Origin of the sequence: Bradyrhizobium sp. UFLA03-84, from assembly GCF_002289535.1 — a bacterium.
Taxonomy (GTDB): Bacteria; Pseudomonadota; Alphaproteobacteria; order Rhizobiales; family Xanthobacteraceae; genus Bradyrhizobium; species Bradyrhizobium viridifuturi.
The window spans coordinates 873658-885178 of record NZ_NSJY01000005.1 but is presented as its reverse complement, the minus strand read 5'-3'; the positions used below and the strand labels follow the sequence as shown (position 1 = coordinate 885178).

Genomic DNA, 11521 nt, shown 5'->3' with positions numbered 1-11521 from the left:
GGCGCGATCCTCGCGAATTTACGGCCGATTCCGGCGCTGCCGCTGGATGATGGAATCGGCTAATCTTCTTGGATGGAGTCACCCGCCCGCCAGATCGTACTTGTGCCCGCGCCCGACCGACGCCAGTCGGAGACCGCGCTTGCGATCGCCCGCGGCACCGCGCGGCTTCTGCGATCGCTGGGATTTTCCTGCATCAGCGAATTGCCGCTGCCGTCGGGCCGCAGGGCCGATCTGGTCGCGCTGAACGAACGCGGCGAGATCTGGATCGTCGAGATCAAGTCATCGATCGAGGATCTGCGCGCCGACCAGAAATGGCAGGACTACCGGATGCATTGCGACCGGCTGTTCTTCGCCTTCACGCAGGACCTGCCGTGCGAGATATTCCCGGTCGACACCGGCCTGATCATCGCCGACGCCTATGGCGCGCATCTGCACTGCGAGGCGCCGGAGCACCGCCTGCCGGCGGCCACCCGCAAGGCGATGACCGTACGGTTTGCGATGGCGGCGGCACAGCGGATCAACCGCCTCGTCGATCCGCAGGGGCATGAGTTTTAAATGCGAGCACTCGATCCGTCATTGCGGTTGGTCGAGTAGGATGGGTAGAGCGCAGCGAAACCCATCATGTCTCCGTGCGGGGGAAAGTTGATGGGTTTCGCTGCGCTCTACCCATCCTACAAAAGCAAATGGCCGGGGCTGAGCCCGGCCATCGCGAAAACAGATGAAGCGATCGCTTAGCGCGGCGCGCGCTTGGCGAGGATGCGCTGCAGGGTGCGACGGTGCATGTTGAGACGGCGCGCGGTCTCCGAGACGTTGCGGTTGCACATCTCGTAGATGCGCTGGATGTGTTCCCAGCGCACGCGGTCCGCCGACATCGGATTGGCCGGCAGCTCGGATTTCTCGGTGCCGGTCGCCAGCAGCGCGGCGACGACGTCGTCGGCATCGGCGGGCTTCGAGAGATAGTCGACGGCGCCCATCTTCACTGCGGTGACGGCGGTCGCGATGTTGCCGTAACCGGTCAGCACGATGGCGCGCGCCTCGGGGCGCTTGCGCTTCAAGGCCGAGACGACGTCGAGGCCGTTGCCGTCGCCGAGGCGGAGGTCGACGACCGCGAATGCGGGGGCGGCGCGGCCGATCTCGGCGATGCCGTCGGACACTGTATCGCATGACTTCACTGAGAAGCCTCGCGTCTCCATCGCGCGCGACAGACGTTCCAGGAACGGCTTGTCGTCCTCGACGATGAGGAGCGATTTGTCAGCATGGTCATTCAGTTCAGCGATTGCGTTCACGATCCATTTTTCCCTGTGATAGACCCGCTAAATATGGGGTTGCACTGGGGCGCTGCCAAGGCAGCCGAAAGTCGCGGTGGCTGCATCCGGTATGCCAGAGGTACGATTAAGAACCGTTCTTAAGATGGCGTCTCCGTGTCTCCCGCTGCTTCCTCGAAGCGCTCGCGCGGCCAGACGATCTGCACCACGGCGCCGTGATCGGGGAAGGGCCGATTGGTAAACGAGACCTTGGCTCCGGTGCGTTCCAGCAATGTCCTTGCGATGAAAACCCCCAAGCCCAAGCCGCCACGTGCATTTTGGGCCTCATCGGCGCCCCGGCGGCGCGACAGATACGGCTCGCCGATCCGCTTCAGCATGTCCGGCGCGATGCCCGGGCCATCGTCGGAGACGACGATTTCGATGGTTTCGGCGTTCCACCACGCGTTCACCTCGACCGTCTGGTGCGCGAAATCGACCGCATTTTCGAGAATGTTTCCGACGCCGTAGAGGATCGCGGGATTGCGCGCGGCGACTGGTTCGCGCGTTGCTGCGACAGCAAGCCGCACCTTGATATTGATGCCGAAATCGCGATGCGGCGCCACCGCCTCCTCGATCAGGGTCGACAGCTTCATGGTGTCGAACGGCGCGCCGCTCGATGACAATTGCGCAATCTTGCTCAGGATGTCGCGGCAGCGCTGCGCCTGTTCGCGAACGGTCTTGAGGTCGCCGGCGATCGCCGGGTCGTGCACCGTCTTCTCGAGCTCGCGCGAGATCAGGAAGATCGTCGACAGCGGCGTGCCGAGTTCGTGCGCGGCGGCGGCGGCGAGGCCGTCGAGCTGGGTCAGATGCTGTTCGCGCGTCAGCACCAGCTCGGTTGCGGCGAGCGCATCGGAGAGCTGGCGGGCCTCTTCGGTCACCTGGAACGCATAGAGGCTGGTGACGCCGATCGCGAGCAGGATCGAAAGCCAGACGCCGATCAGATAGATCGGCGGCAGCACCAGGGGATCGTCGCCGTCCCAGGGCAGCGGCAGATGATAGAAGAACAGCGCCGAGGCGCAGGCGACCGCAAGGCAGCCGAGCGCGATCGTCAGCCGGATCGGCAGCACCGTGGCGGAAATCAGCACCGGCGCCAGGAACAGGAACGAGAACGGGTTCTGCAGGCCCCCGGTGAAGTACAGGAGACCACCGAGCTCGACGATGTTGAAGGCGAGCAGGGCCGCGGCATAGGCCGGCTCCAGCCGCTGCATCGGATTGAACGCGATCTGCAGCGCCAGATTGAGCAGCGCCGAGAACGTCACGATGATGACGCAGGGCACGATCGGAACGTCGAATTCCAGCCCTTGGGCGACGACGAAGATCGCGACGAGCTGGCCGAGCGCGGCGAGCCAGCGCAGCCGCAGGATCGTATCCAGGCGGACATAGCGGCGGGGTTGGCGGAAATCGGAGACGACGTCGGTCATGTCAGGGACTTTAGCTTTGCCGTGGGCGGCGCACAAATTCGCGACTTAGCGCAAGGATGCGGGCCAAGCCTTGCGCTTATTGTCGCAATGGCTCAATGACGCCCATATGCAACAGCGCGGGACAGGTCAGGCGCAAGCGCCCAATCAGCCGCCTGCGGCCGATCAGGGCGGGTCGGCCGCGATCGACGTTGCGCATCTGGTCAAGGTCTACAAGACCACCCGCGCGGTCGACGATATCTCGTTCCGCATCGCGCGCGGCAGCATCACCGGCCTGCTCGGCGGCAACGGCGCCGGCAAGACCACGACGATCGCGATGATCATGGGGCTGGTGCTGCCGACCTCGGGCCGCGTCAGCGTGCTGGGCGCGAAAATCCCCGAGCAGCGCTACGACGTGCTCGGCCGGATGAATTTCGAGAGCCCGTATGTCGACATGCCGATGCGGCTCACGGTGCGGCAGAACCTGACGATTTTCGGCCGTCTCTATGCCGTGCAGCAGCTGCGCGAGCGGATCGACCAGCTCGCCGCCGATCTCGATCTCAAGGAATTTTTGGACCGCTCCAACGGCAAGCTCTCGGCCGGGCAGAAGACCCGCGTCGCACTGGCGAAGGCGCTGATCAACGAGCCGGACCTGCTGCTGCTCGACGAGCCGACCGCCTCGCTCGACCCGGATACTGCCGACTGGGTGCGACAGCATCTCGAGACCTACCGCAAGACCCATAACGCGACCATCCTGCTGGCGTCGCACAACATGCTGGAGGTCGAGCGGCTCTGCGACCGCGTCATCATCATGAAGCGCGGCAAGATCCAGGACGACGACAGCCCGGAAGCGATCATGGCGCGCTACAATCGCGACACGCTGGAGGAGGTGTTTCTCGACGTGGCGCGCGGCCGGGTACGGGAAGAGACACCATGAGCGAGATCGTCAGCCATCAGCCGCGCGCCATTTCACTGCAACGCATCAACGCGATGGTGCTGCGCTATTGGTACCTCCTGATGTCGTCATGGCCGCGGCTCCTGGAGCTGATCTATTGGCCGGCCTTGCAGATCATCACCTGGGGCTTCCTGCAGAACTACATCTCGCAGGCATCGGGCTTTTTCGCCAAGGCGGGCGGCACGCTGATCGGCGCGGTGATCCTGTGGGACATCCTGTTCCGCGGCCAGCTCGGCTTCTCGATCTCGTTCCTGGAAGAGATGTGGGCGCGCAATCTCGGCAACCTGATGATGAGCCCGCTGAAGCCGATCGAATTCCTGCTCTCGCTGATGATCATGAGCCTGATCCGGCTTGCCATCGGCGTGATCCCGATGACGCTGATGGCGCTGTTCTTTTTCGGTTTCAACTTCTACGCCATCGGGCTGCCGCTGATCGCGTTCTTCTGCAACCTGATCTTCACGAGCTGGTCGGTCGGGGTGTTCGCCTCGGGCCTCGTGCTGCGCAATGGGCTCGGGGCCGAGAGCATCGTCTGGACGCTGATGTTCGCGGTGATGCCGCTCGCCTGCATCTACTATCCGGTCGAGGTGCTGCCGGCCTGGCTGCAAGTGGTCGCCTGGACGCTGCCGCCGACCTATGTGTTCGAAGGCATGCGCGCGCTCTTGATCGACCACGTCTTCCGCGCCGACCTGATGGCGTGGGCGCTGGTCATCAATGCCATCCTGTTCGCTGCCTCTTTTGCGGTCTTCCTTGCCCTTTTACAGAGCGCCAAGCGCAACGGATCGCTGCTCGGGGGTGGTGAATAAATGTCACTTTCACGTGGATTCCCGGTGTTTTAGCCCGATATCGACCCCAGATTCGGTTTGCGGCGCATTGACGCAATGTTACGCATTGGTCAGTATGCTGCGGCGCAAACAGGGGTCTGAAGATACAATGCCCATCGGTGAATTTGGCGGTGCCCCGCCACTAGCGGCGGAAGGCAGCCCGGCACTCACGACGCCGCTATACTGGATGTACGAGATGGCGCATGCGTCGCTCAATCCGGTACGCGCCGTAACCGACGCCACCAAGATCCTGTTTCAGAACCCGCTCAATCCGTGGACGCACACCGAGTTCGGCAAGTCGGTCGCCGCCGGCTGTGAGCTGTTCGAGCGCACCACGCGCCGCTACGGCAAGCCGGATTGGAACCTGCCGACCACCGAGGTCAACGGCATCCGCACGGCGGTCGAGGTTCGCACCGTCTGGGAAAAGCCGTTCTGCCGCCTGCTGCATTTCGATCGCAAGCTGACGCGCCCGCTGCGCGCGCCGCAGCCGCGCGTGCTGATCGTGGCGCCGATGTCCGGCCATTATGCGACGCTGCTGCGCGGCACGGTCGAGGCGTTCCTGCCGACGCATGAGGTCTACATCACCGATTGGGCCGATGCGCGCATGGTGCCGCTCGCGGAAGGGCGGTTCGATCTCGACGATTACGTCGACTACGTGATCGAGATGCTGCACGCGCTCGGCGGCAACATGCATATTGTAGCGGTGTGCCAGCCCTCGGTGCCTGTAGTGGCAGCCGTTTCCGTCATGGAAGCCAACAGCGACCCGTTCGTGCCGTTGTCGATGACGCTGATGGGCGGCCCGATCGATACAAGGCGCAATCCGACCGCTGTCAACGATCTGGCGGCGGAGCGCGGCATCGATTGGTTCCGCAACAATGTCATCACCAAGGTGCCGTTCCCGCATCCGGGCGTGATGCGCGACGTCTATCCGGGCTTCCTGCAGCTCAACGGCTTCATCAGCATGAACCTGGATCGGCACATGGACGCGCACAAGGCGCTGTTCGCCAATCTGGTGAAGGGCGACGGTGATCTCGTCGACAAGCACCGTGAGTTCTATGACGAATATCTCGCGGTGATGGACCTCACCGCCGAGTATTACCTGCAGACCGTCGACCTCGTCTTCGTCAAGCACGCGCTGCCGAAGGGCGAGATGACCCATCGCGGCAAGCCGGTCGATCCGTCGAAGATCCGCCGCGTCGCTCTGATGACGGTCGAGGGCGAGAAGGACGACATCTCCGGCCTCGGTCAGACCGAGGCGACGCATGCGCTCTGCACCGCGATTCCGAACCACCGCCGCGTCCACTACGTGCAGAAGGGCGTCGGGCACTATGGCGTGTTCAACGGCTCGCGTTTCCGCTCCGAAATCGTGCCGCGGATCTCCGATTTCATGGTTTCGGCGGCCAATACGCGGCTTTCCCTGGTCGCCGCGGCCGAATAGGTATCGACCCGGCCGCGATTTTCGCGGTCGCACAAGTCACTGATTTAGCTAAAAGAATCTCAAATCGGGCAAGGCTCAAGTGATGAATTTAATTTCATCTCTTGGGCCTTTTTCGCGACTTTGATTCATCGGAAAAATTCCGGTTCCGACCCCTGCCGGTAGAGGCCAATTAACGCCCGACCCCTGTATATTGGGCAAATGATTTGTTTTTGCGCCGAGCGCTTTCCCTGGCGGCGGATATGGCAAAGTTCGGGCGAACTCCTGCTCCCCGGACTCTCAGACATGGCTACTCGCGCGCTCCTCTATCGGCGGCCTGCCGAACCCGCGACCGTATTGGTCAGACACGGCTCCCAGTTTTTCACCGTCAGGTTGCGTCGGCACCGGCGCGCGCGCCGCTATACGCTCAGGATCCATCCGACCGATCGCGAAGCGATCCTGACCATGCCGCCGCGCGGGACCATCGTCGAGGCGAAGGAGTTTGCCAACGTCCATGGCGGCTGGATCGCTGCGCGCCTCGGCCGTTTGCCAAAGGCCGCACCGTTTCAGCCCGGCACCGTGGTGCCGTTGCGCGGCGTGCCGCATCGGCTGGTGCATCGCTCGGGCGAGCGCGGCACGGTCTGGACCGAGACGCGGGACAGCGGCGAGAAGATCCTTTGCGTCGCCGGCGGCGTCGAGCACATGGATCGCCGGGTACATGACTTCCTCAAGCGCGAGGCGCGCAAGGATCTGCAAAAGGCGGCGACACTGCACGCCGCGGAACTCGGCGTGCGGGTGCGGCGGATTTCGATCCGCGACCAGTCGAGCCGCTGGGGCTCGTGCACGTCGGCGGGGTCGCTGTCGTTCTCGTGGCGCCTGATCCTGGCGCCGCCCTTCGTGCTCGATTATCTCGCCGCGCACGAGGTCGCGCATCTCGTCGAGATGAACCATTCGGCGCGGTTCTGGCGGGTGGTCGACAAGGTCTGCGCCTCGGTCACGCGCGCCAAGAACTGGCTCGACACCCACGGCAACGACCTGCACCGCTACGGGATCCAGGAGTAGGCGGCGGTCGCTCCGCTCTACCCATCCGGGCCGCTGTCTCCGCTACCTCTGCTGTCATCGCCCGCGAAAGCGGGCGATCCAGTATTCCAGAGGCGCTTGTTTTCAACGGATAAGTCGCGGCGTACTGGATCGCCCGCTTTCGCGGGGGATGACAGTTGGCGTTGTGGTGAGACCGTGCGCCTAACGCCTACCGAAACAACCGATCAGCCAGCCAGCCATCCAGCCCCGCTGCGGCCTCGGGCCGCGCGTTGGGGTTAGGTGGCGGCGCCGCGGCGCGGGCCGGTGTCGGCGATGGCTGGCGATAATAGCCGCCGGACGGCACCGGCGCGGGTGGCGGCGCCTGCATCGGCGGTTGGATCTGCATCGGTGCCGCCGGCGCGGAAGGCGCTGATATCTGCGACGAGATCTGCATCAGGTTCGCCGGTGCCCAGCTGCCTTGCGAGTTCGGGATCGCCGCGACCGGCACGCCCTGATGCGCCGCCTTCATGAAGCGGCTCCACACTTCCACCGGCAGGCCGCCGCCGGTCGCCTTCTTGGTCGGCGAGTTGTCGTCATTGCCGAGCCAGACGCCGGTGACGAGCTTGGCGGTGTAGCCGATGAACCAGGCGTCGCGATAATCCTGGCTGGTGCCGGTCTTGCCGGCGGCGGTCCAGCCGGGGATCTCGGCCTTGCGCGCGGTGCCCGAGATCAGTGTCTCGCGCATCATGCTGTTCATCATCGCGTCATAGCGCGGCTCGATCACCTGGTTGGGCGGATCGGTGGGGCGATCGTAGAGCAGCTTGCCGGAGCTGGTCTTGATCCTGGTCACCACATGCGGCGACACGGCGTAGCCGCCATTGGCGAACGGCGCATAGGCGCCGACCAATTCGAGCACGGACACTTCCGACGTGCCGAGCGCGATCGAGACGTTGGGCTCGAGCTTGGAGGAGATGCCGAGCCGGTGCGCGGTGCGCACCACGTTCTTGGCGCCGACCTCGACGCCGAGCCGCACCGCGACCGTGTTCAGCGACATCGCCAGCGCCTGGGTCAACGTCACTGAGCCGAAATATTCGTGGGTGTAGTTCTCCGGCTTCCAGCCCTTGATGTCGAGCGGCGCGTCGGTGCGGATCGTATCCGGCGTCAACCCTGCCTCGACCGCGGTCAGATAGACGAACGGCTTGAACGACGAGCCCGGCTGCCGCTTCGCGGTGACCGCGCGGTTGTACTGGCTCTCGGAATAGTTCCGGCCGCCGACCATGGCGCGCACCGCGCCGTCGGGCGTCATTGCCACCAGCGCGCCCTGGCTGACATTGAACTTCACGCTCTTGGCGGCGAGCTCGTCGATCACGGCGGCTTCCGCGACGGCTTGCAGCTTCGGATCGATCGTGGTCTGCACCACGATGTCTTGGTCGATCTGGCCGACCAGATCGTCGAGCACCTCGCCGATCCAGTCCGCGACATAGTTGACGGTGCCGGCGCCCGCCGGCTTCACCGCGATCGAGGGCTGGCCGATCGAAGCTTTCGCTTGCGCCTCGGTGATGAACTTGGCGTCGGCCATCGCCGCCAGCACGACCTGCGCGCGCTGCTCGGCACCCTCGGGATTGCGGTTCGGCGCCAGCCGCGACGGTGACTTGACGAGGCCTGCGAGCATCGCGGCTTCCGGCAAGGTCACGTTCTTCGCCGACTTGCCGAAATAGCGTTGCGCGGCGGCCTCGACGCCATAGGCGCCGGAGCCGAAATAGACGCGGTTGAGGTAGAGCTCGAGGATCTCGTTCTTGGAATGCTTGCGCTCCAGCCACAGCGCGAGCTCGGCCTCCTGCAGCTTGCGCTGCATGGTGCGTTCCTGGGTCAGGAACAGGTTCTTGGCGAGCTGCTGCGTCAAGGTCGAGCCGCCCTGCGATACGCCGCGATGCAGCAGGTTGGTGATGGCTGCGCGCAAAATGCCGACCGGGTCGACGCCGAAATGCGAATAGAAGCGGCGGTCTTCGATCGCGATGAACGCCTTCGGCAGATAGGACGGCAGATCCTTCAACGCGATGTTGGCGCCGGCCATTTCGCCGCGCTGCGCCAGCACTGAGCCGTCGATGCCGACGATCTGGATGGTCGGCGGGCGCTTGGGAATTTCCAGCGACTGGATCGGCGGCAGATGCGCACCGACCCACACCACGACACCGATCACCGCAATGCCCGTCCAGAGGCCGAGCACCGCGGTCCAGTAGAACAGCCGGCCGATGCCGAAGCCGCGCGACTTGCTGCGCCGCTTGCTGCCGCTGCGCGACGGGCGCGGTCTCTCGCTACCGGAATCGCTGCTCTTGTCGGCGCTGTTCTTGGGTTTCGATTTGGCGGGCTTTTCGTCGTCGCCGCCGCCGGGAATGCGATCGGACGGCGACAGCCTGAGGTCGGCAAGCGCGGCCGGAAGCCCGAACAGCGGCTCCTTGCGTCCACCGCCTTTTTTACGTCCCCACGCCATCCGCAACGCTCACACCCTGACAGGGGCGCACGCTAACGTTCCCGGTTTAAGGGGCGGTTACGCAAAGCTTAACGCGGGATTAGGAGGTGAGGCGGCGCGTTGCTATATGACGCTGGAACAAGAAGCAGGGAGCACCGTATGGGCCATATCGATCCGACCAAGGACGTGTTTGCGCAATTCCGGGACAACAACCGGCCAGGCCCGATCCACATGCTCAATCTGGTGCGCTTGCGCGAGTGGGCGGCCTATCCCGATGGCCGCAAGGCAACCGGCGCAGAGGCCTATGCCGCCTATGGCCGCGAGAGTGGCCCGGTGTTCGAGCGGCTCGGCGGCCGCATCGTCTGGCAGGGCCGCTTCGAACTTATGCTGATCGGCCCGCAAGAGGAGCGCTGGGACCACTGCTTCATCGCCGAATATCCGAGCGTCGCCGCCTTCGTCGAAATGATCCGCGATCCCGTTTATCGCGAGGCGGTCAAGCACCGCCAGGCCGCGGTGGAGGATTCGCGATTGATCCGACATGCGGTGCTGCCGGTCGGCAAGAACTTCGGCGAGATTCCGAAGTAGGTGCACGACGTTGAGCGCGATGCTCGTCCCGTCATCCTGAGGTGCGAGCCTTGCGGCGCATTGCGCCGCTGGGCGAGCCTCGAAGGATGAATTGGCCACAGCCGGGCCGCCGACCCTTCGAGACGCCGCTTCGCGGCTCCTCAGGGTGACGGTGAGGGAGTGTGTGCTCCCCAAAACAAATCGGCGGCCCGGAGGCCGCCGATTGCATTTCAAACCTGCGCGAACCGCTAGCCCGCCGGGCTGCTGTCCTCGAGGATCGGGCCGAACAGCTCCCAGCGCTCGCCGTTGAACTTCATCATCTGCAGCTGCTTGTTGACGCGATAGTCGTTCGGCGTGGTGTTGCCCTTGATGCCGGGCAGCGCCATGTCGAGGTCGACGTTCTTCAGGTTGGTGGCCTGCTTCAGCACGTTCTCGCGGGTCAGCTCGTCGCCGCACTGCTTCAGCACATGCACCATCAGCTGGGCGGTGGAGTAGCCGTAGGTGTTGAAGTTCGAGTTCTTGTCGCCGTCGGGATAGTACTTGGCCATGAAGTCGAAATAGCGCTTCATGCCCGGATCGTCCTTCCACTGCGGATCGGCCGGATCCTTGCCGTAGTTGGTCGAGATCAGGCCCTTGGAGGCCTCGAGGCCGGCCGGCTGCAACACCGCGCCGACCGAGGTGGCGTTGATGTCGACGATGTGGACCGGATGCCAGCCGAGCTCGGCGATCTTCTTGATCGCCTGCGCGGCCTGCTTCGGCGTCGAGGCCGAGAAGAACAGGTCGGCGCCGGCATCCTTGATCTTGATCACCTGGGAATCGATGGTCGGGTCGGAGACCTCATAGGAGGCTTCGGCCACGATCATCTTGGCGGCCTTGTCGCCGAGGCCGGCCTTGATGCCGTTGAGATAGTCCTTGCCGAGGTCGTCGTTCTGATAGAGCACGCCGACCTTGGCATTCGGGTGCTCCTTCAGGATGTACTGGCCGTAGATGCGGCCCTCGACGAAGTAGTTCGGATTGAAGCCGAGCGTCCAGGGGAAGTTCTTCGGGTCGGTGAACTTCGAGGCGCCGGTGGCCGCGAACAGCTGCGGCACCTTCTTGGCGTTGAGATATTTCTGCACGGCGGCGTTCGACGGCGTGCCGACGATCTGGAAGGTCAGGAGCACCTCGTCGCTCTCGACGAGCTTGCGCACCTGCTCGACCGCCTTCGGCGGCGAATAGGCGTCGTCATACTGGATCAGATTGATCTTGCGGCCGTTAATGCCGCCCTGGTCGTTGATCATCTTGAAATACGCCGCCTGGGTCTTGCCGATCGAGGCATAGGCGGAGGCCGGGCCGGAGAAGGGGACGGTTTGGCCGATCTTGATTTCGGTGTCGGTCGCGCCGGGATCGTATTTCTTCTGCGCGTAGGCCGACGTGGCCGACAGCGCGATCGCGAGCGCCGTTCCCGTGACCAGGTGGAAAATCCCGTTCCTCATAATGCTGTTTCCCTCACGTGACTGATGTTGGCCGATGATCTTGTCCGCGGGTTCAAGGTCCGCGGTCGCCATCGCTGGGCCGGGATACTGGCGGAACGCTT

The 11521-nt window shown here is 64.2% G+C and carries 10 protein-coding genes; 6 read left to right on the top strand and 4 right to left on the bottom strand.

The window, feature by feature from the left end:
• The first annotated feature begins 72 nt into the window (after positions 1-72).
• Positions 73-555: an MmcB family DNA repair protein gene (locus CK489_RS06905; protein WP_095731726.1), complete on the top strand. Its 483-nt coding sequence runs from the start codon at positions 73-75 to the stop codon at positions 553-555.
• 176 nt (positions 556-731) lie between these two features.
• On the opposite strand, the gene CK489_RS06900 is transcribed toward CK489_RS06905, so the two are convergent.
• Together CK489_RS06900 and CK489_RS06895 are read right to left on the bottom strand one after the other, a co-directional pair.
• Entirely contained in the window at positions 732-1286 is a 555-nt protein-coding gene (locus CK489_RS06900) for an ActR/PrrA/RegA family redox response regulator transcription factor (RefSeq protein ID WP_021077587.1), read from the bottom strand.
• Positions 1287-1405: 119 nt separating this feature from the next.
• Positions 1406-2725 carry an ActS/PrrB/RegB family redox-sensitive histidine kinase gene (locus CK489_RS06895; RefSeq protein WP_095731725.1) on the bottom strand — a complete coding sequence of 440 codons (1320 nt, stop codon included), beginning with the start codon at positions 2723-2725 and terminating at the stop codon, positions 1406-1408.
• A gap of 106 nt (positions 2726-2831) precedes the next feature.
• Between CK489_RS06895 and CK489_RS06890 the strand changes: the two genes are divergently transcribed.
• The 4 genes from CK489_RS06890 to CK489_RS06875 all read left to right on the top strand — a co-directional run bounded on the left by CK489_RS06890 (position 2832) and on the right by CK489_RS06875 (position 6953).
• Entirely contained in the window at positions 2832-3638 is an 807-nt protein-coding gene (locus CK489_RS06890) for an ABC transporter ATP-binding protein (RefSeq protein WP_050628776.1), read from the top strand.
• On the top strand, positions 3635-4459 hold the full coding sequence (locus CK489_RS06885; protein ID WP_050628777.1) for an ABC transporter permease: 825 nt from the start codon (positions 3635-3637) through the stop codon (positions 4457-4459). Before CK489_RS06890 ends, CK489_RS06885 begins: the two co-directional genes overlap by 4 nt.
• A gap of 127 nt (positions 4460-4586) precedes the next feature.
• Positions 4587-5915 carry a polyhydroxyalkanoate depolymerase gene (locus CK489_RS06880; protein WP_095731724.1) on the top strand — a complete coding sequence of 443 codons (1329 nt, stop codon included), beginning with the start codon at positions 4587-4589 and terminating at the stop codon, positions 5913-5915.
• A gap of 198 nt (positions 5916-6113) precedes the next feature.
• Positions 6114-6953, top strand: coding sequence for a M48 family metallopeptidase (locus CK489_RS06875; protein ID WP_095731723.1), 840 nt, complete (start codon positions 6114-6116; stop codon positions 6951-6953).
• 187 nt (positions 6954-7140) lie between these two features.
• On the opposite strand, the gene CK489_RS06865 is transcribed toward CK489_RS06875, so the two are convergent.
• Positions 7141-9402 (bottom strand): transglycosylase domain-containing protein, encoded by a 2262-nt coding sequence (locus tag CK489_RS06865; RefSeq protein ID WP_095731939.1) that lies wholly within the window; start codon positions 9400-9402, stop codon positions 7141-7143.
• A gap of 138 nt (positions 9403-9540) precedes the next feature.
• On the opposite strand from CK489_RS06865, the gene CK489_RS06860 reads away from it, so the two are divergent.
• The gene (locus CK489_RS06860; RefSeq protein WP_050628780.1) at positions 9541-9966 is read left to right on the top strand and encodes a DUF1330 domain-containing protein; all 426 of its coding nucleotides are present in this window, start codon (positions 9541-9543) and stop codon (positions 9964-9966) included.
• 227 nt (positions 9967-10193) lie between these two features.
• On the opposite strand, the gene CK489_RS06855 is transcribed toward CK489_RS06860, so the two are convergent.
• The gene (locus tag CK489_RS06855; protein WP_050628781.1) at positions 10194-11420 is read right to left on the bottom strand and encodes an ABC transporter substrate-binding protein; all 1227 of its coding nucleotides are present in this window, start codon (positions 11418-11420) and stop codon (positions 10194-10196) included.
• Positions 11421-11521 lie beyond the last annotated feature (101 nt).